Annotated in this window: 15 protein-coding genes; 9 read left to right on the forward strand and 6 right to left on the reverse strand. The window is 57.5% G+C overall.

Features of this window, described 5'->3' with window-relative positions; all coding sequences use genetic code 11:
- Positions 1 to 87 precede the first annotated feature (87 nt).
- Positions 88 to 1,446, forward strand: coding sequence for an MFS transporter (locus Q3V30_RS01055; protein WP_428979228.1), 1,359 nt, complete (start codon positions 88 to 90; stop codon positions 1,444 to 1,446).
- An 88-nt stretch (positions 1,447 to 1,534) separates the two neighbouring features.
- On the opposite strand, the gene Q3V30_RS01060 is transcribed toward Q3V30_RS01055, so the two are convergent.
- Positions 1,535 to 2,413, reverse strand: a complete 879-nt coding sequence (locus Q3V30_RS01060; RefSeq protein WP_306209643.1) for a LysR family transcriptional regulator — start codon at positions 2,411 to 2,413, stop codon at positions 1,535 to 1,537.
- A gap of 132 nt (positions 2,414 to 2,545) precedes the next feature.
- On the opposite strand from Q3V30_RS01060, the gene Q3V30_RS01065 reads away from it, so the two are divergent.
- Entirely contained in the window at positions 2,546 to 3,271 is a 726-nt protein-coding gene (locus tag Q3V30_RS01065) for a pirin family protein (RefSeq protein ID WP_306209645.1), read from the forward strand.
- A gap of 215 nt (positions 3,272 to 3,486) precedes the next feature.
- Here the strand turns inward: Q3V30_RS01065 and Q3V30_RS01070 are convergent, their stop codons facing one another.
- From Q3V30_RS01070 to Q3V30_RS01085, 4 genes are read right to left on the reverse strand one after another with little or no spacing between them, the layout of a single operon-like run.
- Positions 3,487 to 4,311, reverse strand: coding sequence for an alpha/beta fold hydrolase (locus Q3V30_RS01070; protein ID WP_306209647.1), 825 nt, complete (start codon positions 4,309 to 4,311; stop codon positions 3,487 to 3,489).
- A gap of 42 nt (positions 4,312 to 4,353) precedes the next feature.
- Positions 4,354 to 5,976, reverse strand: a complete 1,623-nt coding sequence (locus tag Q3V30_RS01075; RefSeq protein WP_306209648.1) for an MFS transporter — start codon at positions 5,974 to 5,976, stop codon at positions 4,354 to 4,356.
- On the reverse strand, positions 5,963 to 6,385 hold the full coding sequence (locus Q3V30_RS01080; protein ID WP_306213283.1) for a DoxX family protein: 423 nt from the start codon (positions 6,383 to 6,385) through the stop codon (positions 5,963 to 5,965). Before Q3V30_RS01080 ends, Q3V30_RS01075 begins: the two co-directional genes overlap by 14 nt.
- Before the next feature lie 4 nt (positions 6,386 to 6,389).
- The gene (locus tag Q3V30_RS01085) at positions 6,390 to 8,267 is read right to left on the reverse strand and encodes an amidohydrolase (protein ID WP_306209650.1); all 1,878 of its coding nucleotides are present in this window, start codon (positions 8,265 to 8,267) and stop codon (positions 6,390 to 6,392) included.
- 326 nt (positions 8,268 to 8,593) lie between these two features.
- On the opposite strand from Q3V30_RS01085, the gene Q3V30_RS01090 reads away from it, so the two are divergent.
- From Q3V30_RS01090 to Q3V30_RS01110, 5 genes are read left to right on the forward strand one after another with little or no spacing between them, the layout of a single operon-like run.
- Complete coding sequence (locus Q3V30_RS01090) at positions 8,594 to 9,280, forward strand: hydrolase (protein ID WP_306209652.1); 687 nt, start codon at positions 8,594 to 8,596, stop codon at positions 9,278 to 9,280.
- A gap of 58 nt (positions 9,281 to 9,338) precedes the next feature.
- Positions 9,339 to 9,572 (forward strand): DUF1427 family protein, encoded by a 234-nt coding sequence (locus Q3V30_RS01095; protein WP_306209654.1) that lies wholly within the window; start codon positions 9,339 to 9,341, stop codon positions 9,570 to 9,572.
- 1 nt (position 9,573) lies between these two features.
- Positions 9,574 to 9,825, forward strand: a complete 252-nt coding sequence (locus Q3V30_RS01100; protein ID WP_306209656.1) for a XapX domain-containing protein — start codon at positions 9,574 to 9,576, stop codon at positions 9,823 to 9,825.
- A 38-nt stretch (positions 9,826 to 9,863) separates the two neighbouring features.
- A complete protein-coding gene (locus Q3V30_RS01105; protein ID WP_306209658.1) occupies positions 9,864 to 10,250 on the forward strand; it encodes a response regulator transcription factor in 387 nt (128 codons plus the stop codon).
- Positions 10,247 to 15,817: an ATP-binding sensor histidine kinase gene (locus tag Q3V30_RS01110; protein WP_306209660.1), complete on the forward strand. Its 5,571-nt coding sequence runs from the start codon at positions 10,247 to 10,249 to the stop codon at positions 15,815 to 15,817. Before Q3V30_RS01105 ends, Q3V30_RS01110 begins: the two co-directional genes overlap by 4 nt.
- A 37-nt stretch (positions 15,818 to 15,854) precedes the next feature.
- Here Q3V30_RS01110 and Q3V30_RS01115 read toward each other — a convergent pair whose 3' ends face one another.
- Positions 15,855 to 16,475, reverse strand: a complete 621-nt coding sequence (locus Q3V30_RS01115; protein ID WP_306209662.1) for a response regulator transcription factor — start codon at positions 16,473 to 16,475, stop codon at positions 15,855 to 15,857.
- Positions 16,476 to 16,779: 304 nt separating this feature from the next.
- On the opposite strand from Q3V30_RS01115, the gene kdpF reads away from it, so the two are divergent.
- Both kdpF and kdpA read left to right on the forward strand, forming a co-directional pair.
- On the forward strand, positions 16,780 to 16,869 hold the full coding sequence (gene kdpF, locus Q3V30_RS01120) for a K(+)-transporting ATPase subunit F (protein ID WP_306209664.1): 90 nt from the start codon (positions 16,780 to 16,782) through the stop codon (positions 16,867 to 16,869).
- Positions 16,869 to 18,554, forward strand: a complete 1,686-nt coding sequence (gene kdpA, locus Q3V30_RS01125) for a potassium-transporting ATPase subunit KdpA (protein ID WP_306209666.1) — start codon at positions 16,869 to 16,871, stop codon at positions 18,552 to 18,554. Before kdpF ends, kdpA begins: the two co-directional genes overlap by 1 nt.
- The last annotated feature ends 9 nt before the right edge of the window (positions 18,555 to 18,563 follow it).

Consider the following 18,563-nt stretch of genomic DNA (forward strand, 5'->3'; position numbering starts at 1 on the left):
ATGAAATTAACATGGCATTTACTCTGAGCAGGAGATCTTCACCGCTGAAGCGGATTACAAGAACACCTGACACTTGGGGAATGCTTTATGGAAAACAGCCCGATTGTGACTGGCAGCGGCCGTGATATCGGCTCCGGCAAAGAGACTGTGGAGATTGTTCCGCAGCACGGCAAGCTGGTCCGCTCTGCCCGCATCAAGCGCGTACAAACCACCGCGATGATCCTGCTGTTTCTGGCAGCCGTCATCAACTACCTCGACCGCAGTTCGCTCTCCGTCGCCAATATGACCATCCGCGGCGATATGGGGCTGAGCGCCACGGAGATCGGCCTGCTGCTGTCAGCCTTTTCTCTGGCTTACGGTATAGCGCAGCTGCCCTGCGGCACGCTGCTGGACCGTAAAGGCCCACGTATTATGCTGGGGATTGGCATGTTCGTCTGGTCATGCTTCCAGGCGCTCTCTGGCCTGGTGCATAACTTCACGCAGTTCATTCTGGTACGCATCGGGCTGGGCATCGGCGAAGCGCCAATGAACCCGTGCGGCGTGAAGGTGATCAATGACTGGTTCAACATCAAAGAGCGCGGCATGCCGATGGGCTTCTTTAACGCCGCCTCGATGATTGGCCTGGCGATCAGCCCGCCGATCCTGGCCGCGATGATGCTCTCTCTGGGCTGGCGCGGCATGTTTGTCACCATCGGCGTGCTGGGCATTTTCCTCTCGGCGGGCTGGTATATGCTTTACCGCAACCGCGATAACAAGACGCTGACTAAAGAAGAGATCAACTATCTGGAAGCGGGTAGCGTCAGCGCCCGCAAAGAGCCGATGAGCATGAAAGAGTGGCGTGGGCTGTTTAAGAACCGCACCATGTGGGGCATGATGATCGGCTTCAGCGGAATTAACTATACCGCCTGGCTCTACCTGGCCTGGCTGCCGGGCTACCTGCAGACCACCTACCATCTGGATTTGAAAGCGACCGGCTGGCTGACCGCCATCCCGTTCCTGTTCGGTGCAGCGGGCATGCTGCTGAACGGCTATGTGGTGGATGCGCTGGTACGCCGCGGCATGCAGCCGGTAAAAACCCGTAAAATCTGTATCGTGGCGGGTATGCTGTTCTCAGCCGCTTTTACGGCGGTGGTGGTGCAGGCAACAACAACCTCGATGGCGGTGCTGCTGATTGGCATGGCGCTGTTCTGTATTCACTTTGCCGGAACCTCCTGCTGGGGGCTGATCCATGTCAACGTGACCTCACGCATGACCGCTTCGGTGGGCAGTATCCAGAACTTTGCCAGCTTTGTCTTTGCCTCGTTTGCCCCGGTGTTAACCGGCTTTATCCTCGATAAAACCGGCTCTTTCAGCATGGCGCTGACGTTATGTGCCTGCGTCACCGTGCTGGGCGCGCTCTCCTATCTGTTTATCGTCCGCGATCCGATTGTGGATGCGGTGGAATAACCAGAGTACCCCGGACAGGCAGCGGATTGCTGCCTGTCCGACTGACAAACCGGAGCCGGAAACAGATATTTCAGGTTGCCTGACCGCGCTATTCACCGAGCTTGCCCTGTAAGAACGCCAGCAGAGCCTGAATGATTTCGCTTCGCTGACGATGCTGAGGATAAACGGCGCTGAGCGGAAGGGAAGCAGGGTGGAACGGCTCCAGCACGGTCATCAGTTCGCCACGCGCCAGCGCCCGGCCCACAATAAAGCGCGGCAGCAGAACCAGCCCTAACCCCGCTTTTGCGGCATCCACCAGCACCTCGCCGTTATTGCTCAGCATCGGTCCCTGTACGGCCATCACTTTGCCCCGGCCTCCCACCTCCAGCTCCCAGCCATATTGCCCCTCCCGGCCAAATCGCAGACAGGCGTGATGCAGTAAATCTTCCGGCAGCTGCGGGACGCCGACGCGCTGAAGATAGTCAGGGCTTGCGCAGATAACCCGGCTGAGATCGCCCAGATGACGCGCTATCAGCGTGGAGTCGGCCAGGCTGCCGATGCGGATAGCCATATCAAACCCTTCACCAATCACATCCACATAGCGGTCCGCAAGCTCAACGTGAAAGCGGAGAGCGGGGTGCAGCATCAAAAATTCAGCAATCAGCGGGGAGAGGGGATTCATGCCAAAGGACATCGGCAGGCTCAGGCGAAAGGTGCCGTGCAGTTCAAGACGCTGCTCGGAAACGGCCTGCTCAGCTTCACGGATATCATCCATGATGCGTTGGGCATGCAGGGCAAAAACCTTTCCGGAATCGGTGACCGTGAGCTTACGCGTGTTGCGGATCAGCAGACGCGCGCCCAGCGAAGCTTCCAGAGCAGCCATTCTGCGGCTGACATATTGCTTGGAGAGCATCAGCAGGTCAGCGGCGGCGGTGAAGCTCCCGGCGTGAATAACCGCCAGATAAATTTTCAGATCTTCGATCTGCATATTGTCCACCAAAATGTGACAGTCATTGCCTTTTCAGGCCATTGTTGGGCAATTGAGTTTACCGGTATTCTCTCTTTACCGGAAGGGCAGACGCCCGCCGACCCCTTAAAAACCCTGGAAAGGAGAAACACCATGATTGAGCAAAGATTGTCAGAGCAACGCGGAGTGGGTGACCACGGCTGGTTACGTTCTCACCATACTTTTTCGTTTGCTAATTACTGGGATCCTAAACAGGCCGGCTTCTCTGACCTGCTGGTGATAAACGACGACCGCGTTGCCGAATCTCGTGGCTTCGGCGCGCATCCGCACAGCAACATGGAGATTATCTCTTACGTGTTGCAGGGCGAACTGGCGCACAAAGATTCAATGGGTACCGGCTCTGTAATCGTACCGGGCGATGTGCAGCTGATGAGCGCAGGCAGCGGCGTCACCCACAGCGAGTTCAATAACTCCAGTACTGAAGGGGTGCACTTCCTGCAAATCTGGATTGTGCCTGCCGAGAAAAATACCCCGCCCGCTTATCAGCAGGTTTCCGTGCCAGAGAGTGAAAAGCGAGGCCAGTTCAGGCTGATTGTGTCGCCAGATGGCGAAGGTGAGGCGCTGAAAGTCCGTCAGGATATGCGTATCTACGCCGGTCTCTTTGATGGCGACGAGCAGCAGACGGTGACGCTGGATGAAAATCGTTACGCCTATATTCACGTTGCCCGCGGTGCGGTAACGGTAAACGGCGTGGCCTTCAAAGCGGGTGATGGCGCGCGGGTTCGCAATGAGCAGGCGCTGACGTTCAGCAATGGCGAAGAGGCGGAAGTGCTGCTGTTTGACCTGCGTCCGGTGGAAGTGAATCACCCTTCGCGTTAAGGGCTGGAAAAGCGCTGATGATTCAGCGCTTAAAAAGATTCAACTCCGTGTCGGCACGGCTGGCATGAGCTGTTCGCAAAGACGCAAAAAGCGTCATCCGTGACAGCTCGGGCCGCGCCGTCCATGGCGCGGCACGCTTTGCTCAGCATCTCATACCAGCCCTGCTTCAGGTTCGGGTGAACGCTTCAGCGCTGATTGCTCAGCGCTTTTTTTCTTTACTGGCGAGCCTGCAGGAATGCCAGCAGATCGGCATTCAGCGTTTCCTGATGGGTCACGGCAAAACCGTGTGGCGCATTATCATAGATTTTCAGTTCCGCACCCGCGATGCTGGCGGCAGCCAGCTTGCCGGTGGTTTCGAATGGCACTATCTGGTCATTGCTGCCGTGGATCACCAGCGTAGGCACGTCAATTTTCGGCATATCAGCACGGAAATCCGTTTCTGAGAACGCCGTAACACAATCTACTGTACCCTTCAGCGAAGCCAGCAGCGCAATATTCAGCGTCTGCGTCAGCACGCCTTCAGAAACGCTCTGTCCCGCATTGATACCGAAGAACGGCGTGTTAAATTCTTTGATAAACTGCGCGCGATCGCTGCGCAAGCCCTGCCTGATACCCTCAAATACAGAGAGATCCACGCCCTGTGGATAATCTTCGGCCTTGCCAAAAATAGGGGTCACGGCGCCTAACAGCACCAGGCCTGCCACACGGGAACTGCCATAACGGCTGATATAACGGGCCACATCGCCGCCGCCCATAGAGAAGCCGACCAGCGTGACCTCCTGCAGATCCAGGCTGGTGATCAGATCGTTGATGTCGCTGGCGAAGGTGTCGTAATCATAACCTGTCCACGGCTGCTCAGAGCGACCAAATCCGCGGCGGTCAAAGGCGATAGCGCGGTAGCCACGCTCGGCCAGGAAATTCATCTGGCTGTCCCACATATCGGCGTCCAGTGGCCAGCCGTGGCTGAACAGCACCGGTTTGCCTGTGCCCCAGTCTTTATAATAGATCTGCGTACCGTCTGATGTTTTGAATGTGCTCATTATTTGACCTTGCCTTTTACAGTTAAAAAAAGAGGAACCCATTTATACCGGGGCGACCAGATAGCGTACGTCAGGCAGCTTTTCTCCCTGATGGAACTGATAAACCCGATTCTGAATTTTCAGATCGTTCATGGTGTAGCGATCCTGCTGACGCAGATGCTCCATCCACGATCCAACGATAAAGGTTTCGACGAAGATGCCTGGCTGCAGGATGTCCTCATACACAGACCAGTTGATGGCGCCTCCCCGCTTGCGCACCCGGCGCATGTCCTGCATACAGACGGTAAAGCTGTGGGCATCACCCTCGCGAACGAGATACTCATAAGTCACCATCACCGGCCCGCGGTCGTGATGAATTTCCAGGGCGGGGATGGGCTGGTTGCTGGTGCTGATATCCAGGTTAAGGTCGGGATCCAGATCCAACCGCCAGCGGAACACGGTGGCACAGGCCAGCACCATTCCCAGCGCCGCCACGCCCAGCGAGACGGGAATGCCGTAATGAGAAGCAAGCTGCCCCCACACCGCGCTGCCAAGGGTCATCGACCCGAAGAACACGGTGAGATAAACCGCCAGCGCGCGGGCTTTCACCCATTTCGCTGCGCTACGTTGCGCCCCCAGGTTCAGCGTGGAAAGCACCGCTATCCATGAGAAGCCGGTAAAGAACTCAAAGGCGTTCAGCAGCCAGAAATGGCGGACAAAGGCGAGTGCCAGCAGCGTGATGGCAAAAAGCAGGCTTGCCAGCACCATCAGCCGGTCGGGATTAAAGCGCTTGCGCAGCCGGGGCAGCATAATGGCCCCGCAGATCGCGCCCACCCCAATACAGGCCAGCATAATGCCGTAGCCGCCCGGCCCCAGCCCCAGCTCGCGCCGGGCAACCAGCGGTAACAGCGCCCAGCCTGCGCTGCCAAACACGAAGAAGGCGACGGTACGAACAAGGACATTACGCAGCACCGGTGCCGCGTGGACATAACGCAGCCCGGCCCGCACGGCAGAGAAGAAGTGCTCTGGCGGCAGGCGCTGCACCGCCGGTTCTGCTTTCCAGCGATAAAGCACCCAGGCAACGCCCAGCACTGAAACGGCATTCAGCAGGAAGACCAGCCAGGGACCGGCGAAGGTCATGATCAGCCCACCCAGCGCCGGGCCGATGGCGCGACTGATATTGATGCCGAGCGAATTCAGCGCGATAGCGGGTCCCAGCTCCGCCTTGCTGACCAGATCCGGCACAATCGCCTGAAACGGCGGGGAGCTCATTGCCGCACCCGTGCTGAGCAGAAAAGCGGCAATCAGCAGCACCAGCGGCGTGACCTGCCCGGTAAAGGAGAGGAGAGCCAGCGCGGCAGCAGCGATAAATACCCACACCTGTGAAAACAGCAGGTATTTACGGCGATCCACTATATCGGCCATCACCCCGGAGGGCAGGGCAAAAAGAAACATCGGCAGGCTGCTGGCGGCCTGAACCATCGCCACTGAAAGCGGATCGGCGCTTAAGGTGAGCATGCTCCAGTTCACGCCAACATCGTTCATCCATGAACCTATGTTCGACACCACCGTCGCTATCCAGAGCGTGCGGAAGACGCGCTGGCGCAGCGGTTGCCACGGCGAGGCGGCAACAGCCGGAACGGCCGCTTCTACCGCCACATCATGAAGATCGTTAACCTGCGCCAAAGCGAACCTCCCTGGTGCGATTTGCCCCGATGCGCCATTTGCCAGGGCCGGTTATCGCCAGCGTGCCAAACAGGATCAGCAGCAGCCAGCCGAACTGACCTTCGGCAATGCTCCAGTCAGGATGCACAAACAGCATCGCCACCAGCAGCACGCCGATAATCGGCAGGCAGGCAAGGCGCGTGCCGAAGCCGACAATAATGAAGAGTGGGCAGATAACTTCGGCAAAAATAGCCGGGACAAGACTCATCCACGGGCCAAGTCCGAAGGGATCTTCGATATGCGTCAGTTCTTCGCTGAAATGAAACACCTTTGGCAGGCCGTGTACATAGAGCAACAGCAGGCTGCCAGCCAGGCGCAGGAAGAACAGCCCCGCATCGATACGGGGCGGCTGAGTGAGGTTATTTTTCATCATATCAGAACGCAAAGCAGCTGCAGCCGAGCGCGCCCCAGAAGGCGTTATCTTCGGCAACCGGAACGTTAGCGCCACGAGCAATATCGTGTGAATGGCTGTGCACGCCACACGGACCGCTGCAGTGGTGAGCCTGCTGCTGCATACCGACGCGAGCGTTTGCCTGCGGCGGTGCGCTGCGATAGTGTCCTGGCACCTTCACTACTGGCGACCAGTCTGGTAGCACGGGTAGCGACGGTGGCCCTTCGGCGCTAAAGGATCCGGCGGCATAAACCACGTTGCCATCCACCAGGGTCAGGACGGACTCAATGCCTTTGATCTCTTCTTCCGGCACGCTGAAGTAATCTTTGCTCAGCACCACCATATCTGCGAGCTGACCCGCTTTGATCTGCCCTTTTTTGCCCTGTTCGCTGGAGAACCAGGCGCTGCCCTGGGTCCAGAGCATCAGCGCCGTTTCGCGATCGAGCCGGGCGTTGACGTCATACATCTGCATACCGCCCACGGTCCGGCCGGAAACCAGCCAGTAGAGTGCGGTCCAGGGGTTATAGCTCGCGACTCGCGTGGCATCCGTTCCCAGGCCGACCGGCACGCCGGTTTCCAGCATTTTTGCCACCGGCGGCGTATGGCGCGTGGCTTCAATACCGTAGCGCTCGGCGAAGTACTCGCCCTGGAAAGCCATACGGTGCTGCACCGCAATGCCGCCGCCAAGCTCTTTGATGCGGTCGATATTGCGCTGCGTGACCGTTTCCGCATGGTCAAAGAACCAGTGCAGGCCGTTGAACGGGATCTCGCGGTTTACTTTCTCAAAGACATCCAGCATGCGGCTGATGGACTCATCGTAGGTGGCATGCAGGCGGAAGGGCCAGCGGTGCTCAACCAGATGGCGCACTACGCGCTCCAGCTCATCTTCCATACCGGGCGCAAGGTCTGGACGGGGTTCCAGGAAATCTTCAAAGTCGGCAGCCGAGAAGACCAGCATCTCTCCGGCGCCGTTATGACGGAAGTAATCGGTTCCCTGGCCCGGCGAGAGCATATCGGTCCACTTTTCAAAATCTTCCAGCTCATGACCGGGACGCTGGGTGAAGAGGTTATAGGCGATGCGTAAGGTCATCTGCTTTTTCTCATGCAGCTCAGCAATGACTTCGTAATCTTCGGGGTAGTTCTGGAAGCCGCCACCGGCGTCAATGGCGCTGGTCAGCCCCAGCCGGTTCAGCTCGCGCATAAACTGGCGCGTAGAGTTGACCTGCAGTTCCAGAGGCAGTTTTGGGCCTTTTGCCAGCGTGGAGTAGAGGATCATCGCATTCGGACGGGCAATCAGCATGCCGGTAGGGTTGCCGTTGCTGTCACGCTGGATCTCGCCGCCCGGTGGGTTCGGCGTATCTTTGGTGTAGCCCACCACTCTGAGCGCGGCGCGGTTAAGCAGGGCGCGATCATATAAATGCAGGATAAAGACCGGCGTATCCGGCGCGGCTTCATTGATCTCTTCCAGCGTAGGCATACGGCGCTCGGCAAACTGGAATTCGGTCCAGCCGCCGACCACTCTCACCCACTGTGGGTTGGGGGTGCGCAGCGCCTGCTCTTTCAACATTCTTAACGCATCAGCCAGCGAAGGGACGCCTTCCCAACGCAGTTCAAGATTGTAATTCAGGCCGCCGCGGATCAGATGGAGGTGGGAGTCGTTGAGGCCTGGCACGGCGGTATGCCCGTTGAGATTGATTAATTTCGTGCCTTCCTCGTGGTACTGCATCACTTCAGCAAGGCTGCCGACGGCGAGAAATTTACCCTCACTGATGGCTGCGGCTTCCGCTACTGGGTTTTCGCGGTCTACCGTATGAAATTTACCGTTGGTGAAAATAAGATCCGCTTTACCGGGCGTGACCATAAAACCTCCTGAATGTTGATGAACGAAAAGGCTGAGGCCACGGAACGCGCCGTCTCGTGAAACGTCAGGCCTGCTACAGGCGGCAGTATGGTGAGAGCAAGGGAGCAGCGTCTAGTTATACAAACGGATAGGTATACCAACGTATAGTTATACACAGAGATAATAGTTAGCCCTGAAAAACCCCCTTACAATTTGCTCAGACAGTGACGACAGGCCCCGGCCATCAGGGGTCCGCAACATGCCTCTCCTGACCAGAACACTGTCACTCCCATCCGGAACAGCACCGCCCCGGACATGCAGTCACCTAAACCTCAATGGGCATATTCATGACTAACTCCAAACTTGAAGTACTGACGCCTCATAACAGCCAGATGATTTTCATCGACCAGCAGCCGCAGATGGCGTTTGGCGTGCAGTCAATCGATCGCCAGGTCCTGAAAAACAACACCGTTGCGCTGGCTAAAGCGGCGAAAGTTTTCAATATTCCCACCATCATCACTACCGTGGAAACAGAGAGCTTCTCAGGTCATACCTACCCTGAGCTGCTGGATGTCTTCCCGAACCTGGATATCCTGGAACGCACCTCAATGAACTCCTGGGATGACCAGAAGGTGCGCGATGCCCTGGCGGCAAACGGCAAGAAAAAAGTGGTGGTTTCCGGCCTGTGGACTGAAGTCTGCAACAACAGCTTCTCTCTGTGTGCAATGCTGGAAGGCGGTTACGAAATCTATATGGTGGCTGATGCCTCAGGCGGCACCACCAAAGAAGCGCACGATTACGCGATGCAGCGCATGATCCAGGCGGGCGTGATCCCGGTAACCTGGCAGCAGGTGATGCTGGAGTGGCAGCGTGACTGGGCGCACAAAGATACCTACAACGCCGTGATGGATATTGCCAAAGAGCATTCTGGTGCTTACGGCATCGGCGTGGATTACGCCTACACCATGGTGCACAAAGCGCCGTCACGTCAGAAGAGCGAACACCGCACGCTGGCGCCGGTTCCGGCTCGCTGATTTCCTCTGGCCGGCATGCAGGTGCCGGCCAGCCCTGACTGATGACAGGAGACTCGCCATGAGTCCTTTACTCATATCTCTGGGGGCTGGCGTGCTGATCGGGCTGGTCTATGCGCTGCTTAATGTCCGCTCTCCGGCACCGCCTGCCGTCGCCCTGGTCGGGCTGTTGGGCATGATCGTAGGCGGTCAGCTGAGCCTGCAATTTTCACAGAAAGAGGTTGCCGCCCAGCACGCCCTTTCTCTGACTACCGGGAAAGTCACGGCGTTGGCTGCAGGAAAAAAAGGGGTCTGACATGCTGAAATCCTACGTTATTGCACTACTGACCGGGATGCTGGCAGGCGTCCTCTACTCCCTGATTGAAGTGAACTCGCCGGCACCGCCCGTGATTGCTCTGCTGGGGCTGTTTGGTATGTTGATTGGGGAACAACTTATCCCTTTACTGAAAAGAGTGATTAAACGTGAGCCGGTGACGCTCGCCTGGTTTCGCCATGAGTGCGTGCCAAAGATTAGCGGAACGCCACCGCCATCCGGCGACAAGCCTTGATAAGGAAGCCCGCGTAAGCCGGGGTAAAGGATAACAGCATGAAGCCGCCCCAGTGCATTGTGATCGTTGATGATGAACGTTCGGTCCGCAGTGGACTGAGTAATCTGCTCCAGTCTGAAGGCTATGCAACCCTGGTTTTTGACTCTGCCGAGGCGTTACTGGCTGAAGATCGCCTGCTGGCCGGGGCGGCCTTTTTTATCATTGATATCAACCTGAAAGGCATGAGTGGTTTTGAGCTTTTTATTGAGCTGACCCGCCGGAAAGCGAACCCGCAGGTCATTCTGATTTCGGGGCAGGGGGATGAGAGCATGCTCTGGTACGCCATCAGCCTGGGCGCGCTGGCTTTTTTGCGCAAGCCCATTGATATCGATACCTTGTTCGGACATATTCATAACGAATTCAGCTCAAGAGATACGCCACCATGAGCACAACGCCTCTGGCGCTTTGGGGATCTGAAAGTTATGAATTCACCTTACCGGAAGAGTTCATCGTGACTCCGCTGGTACAGGCAGGCCAGGCGGAATGGCTGTTCTGCCAGGATCCCTCAGGCGGCGAAAGCTGGATGCTGGCAACAGCGGCCGGTGACGATGGGGTGTTTCCGGTCACGCAATTACTGAAAAATGAGTTCCTGCTGCGCGAGGATCTCAGCCCAAAATGGGCGATTAAGCCGGTTGCACACACCCTTTATCAGGGAAAGTATGCGCTGGTTTATCCCGCCTTCTGTTACCGGACGCTGGCCGACTCCCTGCGCCAGACGCCGCACTCTCTGTCTGACTTCCTTACCAACGCCGTGATGATGTGTTCAGCGCTGAGCCAGATGCATCAGCAGGGTATTGTGCATGGTGATATCAAGCCCGCGAATTTTTTCCGCCATGAGGAGGGGACGTTCCGGCTGGGTGGATTTGGTCTGGCCTGGCTGCAAACCGGGGCGCTGCTCCCGACCCGCCTGCCGACAACAGGCGGAACGCTGGCCTATATGTCGCCAGAGCACACCTCGCGGACGGCTCATCCGGTTACCAGTCAGAGCGACCTCTACAGCTTCGGTATGGTGCTATATGAGCTGCTGACCGGCAAGCTGCCGTTTGGCACGCCGGAAGGGAACCATGCCGAGTGGGTTCACCATCACATCGCGTCACAGGCTCCTTCTCCTCATTTGCTGCGTGCTGACGTACCAGTGGCACTCTCCGCCCTGATTTTACGGCTGCTGGCGAAATCGCCGGATAAACGTTACCAGACGGCAGAAGGGGTGCTGGCCGATCTTCGCCGCTGCCTCTCCACGCTGACCCCGCAGGGCGATATCGGTACTTTTACCCCGGGCCTGCAGGATACCCGGCAAAACGGCTTTGGCTCAGAGAAGCTCTATACCGATCATCCCCAGGCCGCAGAGATCCTGCAGGCTTTTAATAAGGTCAGCAGCAGTGGCACGCACAGTCTGGTTATCATCAGCGGTGCGCCGGGCAGCGGCAAGTCAGCGCTGATCGCCTCTTCATTAAAAAAGCTGCAGCAGAAAAATGTCCTTCTGACGATGGTAAAGGCCGATCGCCACTCTCCCGTCTTACCCTATGGGGTGCTTATCGCTGCTTTCCGGTCGCTGGCGCTCAATTTACTCGGGCTTGCGGCATCGGATGTGGCGCGCTGGCGTACCCACTTTACCCGTCTTTTAGGGGATTACGCCGGGCTGGCGGTACATTTTATCCCGGAACTTGGCGTCCTGCTGAACAGGAAGGCTCGCCTGCCGACTGACGCCAGCTCGCTGGACGCCCGCGATCAGTTTAACAATATGGCCAGCAGTATGATTAAGGCGTTGGCCAATCCGGGCCGGCCTCTGGTTATCCTGATTGACGATCTGCACTGGGCCGATCAGGCCAGCCTGCAGCTGCTTCAGCATCTTCTGAGCCTGGATGAAGCTATTCCGCTGATGATGGTGGTGGCTCACCGGGAGCTGACCTCGTTACCCTGCCCGTTAATTGCCGCGCATCTCACCCGCTTCCGGGCATCGGTCTCCAGCAGTGTGGATATCTCTCCAGACCCGCTATCGGTAAAAAAGATCGCGGGCTGGCTGGCAGGTCTGTTCCATCTCCGTCCCGTGCAGGCAAACGACCTGGCTCAGGTGATCCGTGAAAAGAGCGGCGGGAATCCCTTATTTACCTCTGAATTTGTGCGACAGGCTGTGCAGGATCGCCTTATCAGCCAGCCCAACGCATCAGGGAGGTGGCACTACGATCTGGAGGCGATAAAAGCCTGCCACTACACGGAAAATGTGGCGAACAGAGTGCTGCAACAGCTGGAAACCATTCCGGCTAAAACCCGCGCACTGCTTGGTCACGTAGCCTGTCTGGGCGGGTCGGGTGAGCTTTTGTTGTCTGCAACCGTGCTGAATCTGTCGCTGGAGAGGCTGAAAACCGATCTTGCGCCCGCCGTTGCCGCGCAGCTGATCACGTTGACGGCGCACACCTTCGCCTTTACGCATGACCGCGTGCAGGAAGCGGCGCTGAACCTGATCCCGGGCGCGGAGAAAGATGCCCTGCATTTTCGTGCGGCGAACAGGCTGGTGGCTCTGGCCGCCGGAGAGGCGAATAACGACTCGCTTTTCCGGGCGATCTACCATATCGCCTGCGTGCAAAATGTTGCCCTGATCCGCCCGGAAGCCGCCAGATATCGCGCGCTGATCCTGCTCGCCACGCGGCAGGCAAAAAATACCGGCGACTACCTCTTTGCGCTGCGTTTTTTACAAACGGCACATCTTCTCGGCGAGCAGATGCCACCTGAGGAGCGCTTCACCTTTCTGCTGGAGGAGGCGGAGTGTGAATTTTTGCTGGGAAACCTCTCCGTAGCGCTCGGGCTGTGTGAAAGAGTGCTGCATGCACCAGGTAAACTCACGGATAAGGCGGTAGCCGCCTGTCTGCTGGCGGAAATTCATATGCGCCAGTCTGATAATCAGCTTGCGCTGGAAACGGCGATCGCCTGGCTGGCGGTGTTTGGCATTCATCTGAACCGCTTTCCGCATAAAGAAGAGTGTGACGCTGCCAGGGTCACGCTGAAAGCGCAGGTCGGTAACAATCCCTATACCCGCTTCAGGTCGCTACCTTTGATGGCCAGCCGGGAGACCGAAGCGGTGATGAACCTGATGGCCAGCGCCAGCATGTTTGCCGCCTTTGTCAGCCCGCGCCTGCACTTTATGATCATCTGCAAAATGCTGCACCTGACTCTGGATCACGGTATCACCGGTGCTTCCACCTTTGCTCTCTCCTGGTACGGCGTGCTGTGTGGCGATCACTATGATGAATACAGCCGCGGTTTTGCCAGTACGCTGCTGGCACGGGAGCTGGTTTATCAGCACGATTTCACCAGTTTTAAAGCCAGGACGCTGCTGCCGCTGGATCAGGTCGGCATCTGGACCATGCCGGTGACCTACGCCATTGAGTGTGCCAAAGCGACGTTTGATGCCGCCGTAGCCAATGGCGACCGGACCTCCGCCTGCCTGGCTCTGCGGCATCTGGTGATGAACTACCTGACGCGTGGCGATCACCTTGAAGGGGTGCAGACCTCGATCGATCGGGGGCTGGCTTTTGTTCGCAAAGCGCAGTATCACGACGTAGAGGTGATTTTGCAGATGCAGCGGGACTATGTCTGTTTCCTGCGTAATCCCACCGAGCAGCCCTTTTCAGGAAAAGGATTTAACGCGCCTGCTTTGCAGCATTACGCGCCGGGAAGCGCCGCAGATCCCATTATCCTGATGCAGTTCTGGTGCTGGGTTTATAAAGGGATGGCCGCTTTTTTTGCCGGAGAGTATCACTGTGCTAGCCACTGTTTTGAGCAGGCCGCTCCGCTGACGGAAAATATTCCGGGCCATATCCACAAGCTGGATTTTCACTTCTACAGCGCGCTGGCCTGCACGCTAACCCTGACGCCGGAGAGCTGGAGCGCCGACGACCGGCAAAAAGTCAGCCGCCATTATGACAAAATCCTCACCTGGTCGGTGGAGAATGCCAAAACCTTTGCCGACAAAGCGGCGCTGGTTCAGGCTGAAATTCTGCGTCTGGAGGGGAATGTGGCGCGTGCTGCTGAGCAGTATGAAGTGGCGATAGCGCTGTCACGCGAAGGGCAATTTACCCATATCAACGCGCTGGCGCACGAGCTGGCGGCCAGCTTCGCCTCCTGCTGTGGCCTCTCTGTCGCCGCAGACGCCTATATGAAAGGGGCGATCGCCGGCTGGGAGCGCTGGGGAGCAAAAGCGAAAGTTCGCCAGCTTGAACTGCGCCATCCGGCGCTGATCCCGCCTGCCACCCATTCGCCGTTTAATACGGTCTCCTTTGATCAGAGTGCTGCCATCGGCGATTTGCAAAGCGTGGTGACCGCCGTGCGTGCGCTGACGGAGGAGATTAATCTGGACCGGCTCATTAATATTCTGATGATGATGCTACTGGAAAGAGCTGGGGCGCAGCATTGTCTGCTGATACGGTTACTTGATGGCACGGTGCCGGAAATTGAAGCGAGAGCAGAAACCACCGCAGAGGGTATTCGGGTAAAGATGGTGAAAGAGACGCCTGTTGCCACAGACCTGCCGCTCTCGGTGCTCACTGCCGTTATCCGCACCGGACAGGAAATCCGTACCGTTAAGCCTGAAATTTTCAGCCCCTTCAGTCAGGACCCCTATCTGGTTGCTTCCGGCGCGGCAGTGATGTGCGTACCGATGTTCAGGCAGGCGCAGATGGTGGGGGTACTCTATCTGGAAAATCGTTTGATGCCTGACGTCTTCACTGCGGAGCATTCCAGAATTGTATCCATGCTCGGCGCGCAGGCGGCGGTATCGCTGGAAACTGTCAGGCTTTACGCTGAACTGCTGGAGGAGAACAAACAGCGCAGGCGCGTAGAGAAACAGCTGCGGGCCAGCCAGACTTCGCTGATGCTGGGCGAAAAGATCAGTCATACCGGCACCTGGCACTGGCATCTGGAAAAGGACCTGATGCTGGTCTCTGATGAGTACCGGCATATTCTGGGGCTGCCCGACGATCTGACGGCGTTTTCCATGGCTGACTTCCTGACGCGGGTGCATCCCGACGATCATCCCTGTATCCATGCGCTGGTGGAGGAGAGCGTGCGCAACGGCGTCAGCATGCAGGCGGAGTTCAGGATCCTCAGGCCGGGCGGAGAGTGCCGTTACATCAAGGGAATCGGCGATCCCGTGGAAAGCTGGCCGGAGGCTGAAGAGTATTTTGGCACCATTACCGATATCACCGAGCAACGTCATTCTGAAGATGCGGCACGCCTGGCGCAGGCCGATCTGGCTCGCGTCTCCCGGGCCACTACCGTGGGGCAGCTGACCGCCTCGATTGCCCATGAAATCAATCAGCCGCTGATGTCGATAGTGGCCAATGCCGGGGCAAGCCTGCGTTGGCTGAAAAAGGATCCCGTGCATCTGGATAAAGCCTGCAGCAGCCTGGATGAGATACTCAGTGAAGGAAAACGCGCCGGAGAGATCATCTGTGGACTACAGGCGTTGACCCGCAAGCACGATCCTGTCTTTTCCCACGCTAACCTGCATCTGATTGCCCGCGATATTCTGTCGCTTTCCCGTATGGAGCTGGAGAGAAGGGGGATTTCGCTGGAGCTTAACCTGACCGCCACCCATCCGGAGATATTCTGTGACCGCGTTCAGATCCAGCAGGTGCTGCTTAATCTGGTGGTGAACGCCATAGAGGCGATGAGCGAAAACGCAGAGCGCTCCCGTGTTCTGACTTTTGCCTCTTCCAATCCCACGCCGGAAACGCTGCTGTTTGAAGTGCGCGATACCGGCACAGGCCTCAGTGAAGAGGTGCAGCATCGCCTGTTTGACTCTTTCTATACCACCAAGAAAGAGGGGATGGGCATGGGGCTGACCATCTGCAGCGAGATTATCAAAAAACATGCGGGTGAGCTGAAGGCGAAAAACAGGCCCGGATCGGGCAGCGTTTTCTGGTTTACGCTGCCTGCCGAGCCGCTGGCGGAGTGAGTTTGCGCTGTCAGCGTCGTCTGATGCTGACAGCCGATCAGCGCGAGCGGGAAATCATGAGGTTCAGCCTGTCGGCAATTCTTACCAGGTCAGATAACGAGCGGACTTTCATCTTCTCCATTACCCTGCGCTTATGCACTTTGGCGGTAATCTCGCTGATGCCCATCTCTGCGGCAATCTGTTTATTGAGCAGCCCACCGATCGCCAGCAGCATCACCTCACTCTCTCTGGGCGTCAGCGACTGATGCCGGGTGGTCATCTCCAGTTTATCGGAGGAGACCTCAAGGTTCTCTTCAGAGATTTGAATAGCTTCCGAAACCGCCTGCAGGAGTTTTTCTGGCTCTGCGGGCTTGGTCAGAAACTCGTAAGCCCCCGCCTTCATCGCCTTGACTGTCACCGGAATCGAGCCAAATCCGGTTAAAAATATGGTAGGAATCGAATAACCGCGCGCTGCCAGCGCCTGGGTCACGTCAAAACCGTCTGCGCCCGGCATATTAATATCGAGGATCAGGCAGCAGGGCTGCTGGTAAGCCGGATGGGCAAGAAAGCACTGGGGAGATGAGAAGGGTACAACGACATAACTTTCTGAACTCAGCAGGTTGCTGAGTGCGGCGATTACGGATTCGTCATCATCCACTACATACACAATGTGAGTCATAATGAGTCTCGTCTCCAGCCTGTGGTCAGCGCGTCGCGTTCGCAGCAGTGTAAACGGTTACATTGCACGGTATGAAGCGGGTTAACAGGAGCAGGGCATAACAGGGATAACAGATATTATCATAATAATTATCATTAGCAGCAACTATCCCAACAATCAAAAACAAATGGCTAACTCATTGAGTGTTAATGTTTCATCCCGGCCATTTTTATACAATTTTTACAGCCCACCCCCGCATTTTTACATCAACTTTGCAGTGAACCCGCAACAATAACGCCATCTGAAAGCGCCCCGGAGGTGTGTTGTGAGTATCGCCCTGCTAACCAGCATTGTGCTGGTGTTCCTGTTACTGATCTACCTGGTCTGTGCACTGATAAATGCGGAGGAGTTCTGATGGCCGCCAGCGCATTTCTTCTGATCGCCACTTACCTGCTGCTGCTGATGCTGCTGGCCCGTCCGCTGGGAGCCGGGCTGGTCCGCCTGATTGAAGAGCAGCCCTTACCCGGATTCGCCCGCTTTGAGCGCCTGCTCTGGCAGGTCAGCGGCGTGGAGAGCCAGCCGATGGCGTGGCGGCGCTATCTGCTGGCGATCCTGCTGTTCAATCTGCTTGGCTTTGTGCTGCTGATGAGCCTGCTGATGGCGCAGGGAAGCCTGCCGCTAAATCCACAGCAGCTTCCCGGCCTGAAGTGGGATCTGGCGCTGAATACCGCCGTCAGCTTTGTCACCAACACCAACTGGCAGGCTTATGCCGGTGAGAGCACGCTCAGCTACTTCAGCCAGATGGCGGGGCTGACGGTGCAAAACTTCCTCTCCGCCGCTACCGGCATTGCCGTGGCGTTTGCGCTGATCCGGGGCTTTGCTAATCGCTCTCTGGGGACGCTGGGCAACGCATGGCGGGATCTTACCCGTATTACGCTCTACCTGCTGCTGCCGCTCTCGCTGGTGATTGCCCTGTTCTTTGTCAGTCAGGGAACCCTGCAAAACCTCAACGGCTACCTTGATCTGACCACGCTGGAAGGGGCCAGACAGACGCTGCCGATGGGGCCGGTGGCTTCTCAGGAAGCGATCAAGATGCTGGGTACTAACGGCGGCGGCTTCTTTAACGTTAACTCGGCGCATCCGTTTGAAAACCCCACCGCCCTGAGCAATTTTGTGCAAATGCTGGCGATCTTTCTAATCCCCGCCGCGCTCTGCTTCGCTTTTGGCGAGGTGGTGAAAGAGCGACGTCAGGGCCACGCGCTGCTCTGGGCGATGTCGCTTATGTTCCTGACGGCGGTAGCGGTGGTGATGTGGGCGGAAGTGAACGGCAACCCGCACTTCCTTGCTCTGGGTGCAGAGAGCGCCAGCAATATGGAGGGCAAGGAGACCCGCTTCGGTATCCTCAGCTCCAGCCTGTTTGCGGTGATCACCACTGCGGCATCATGCGGGGCCGTCAATGCGATGCATGACTCCTTCACCGCGCTGGGCGGCATGGTGCCGATGTGGCTGATGCAGATTGGCGAAGTGGTCTTCGGCGGCGTGGGAGCCGGGCTGTACGGCATGCTGCTGTTCGTGCTGCTGGCGGTGTTTATTGCCGGGTTGATGATCGGTCGCACCCCGGAATACCTCGGGAAAAAAATCGACGTCTGGGAGATGAAGATGACCGCGCTGGCGATCCTGGTCACCCCCACGCTGGTGCTGCTGGGTAGCGCGCTGGCGATGATGACCGAGGCGGGACGCAGCGCGATGGCGAATCCGGGCATACACGGCTTCAGCGAGGTGCTCTATGCGCTCTCCTCTGCCGCCAACAACAACGGCAGCGCCTTTGCGGGACTGAGCGCCAACACGCCGTTCTGGAACCTGCTGCTGGCCTTCTGCATGCTGGTGGGTCGCTTCGGCATCATCATTCCGGTGCTGGCCATTGCCGGTTCGCTGGCGCAGAAAAACGTGCAGCCAGCGGGCAACGGCACGCTGCCGACGCATGGCGCGCTGTTTATCGCTCTGCTGACTGGCACCGTGCTGCTGGTGGGCGCACTGACGTTTATCCCTGCACTGGCTCTTGGGCCGGTTGCGGAACATTTGCAGATGGTCGGTCATTAATCGCCGGAG

The organism is Erwinia pyri, from assembly GCF_030758455.1.
Classification (GTDB): domain Bacteria; phylum Pseudomonadota; class Gammaproteobacteria; order Enterobacterales; family Enterobacteriaceae; genus Erwinia; species Erwinia pyri.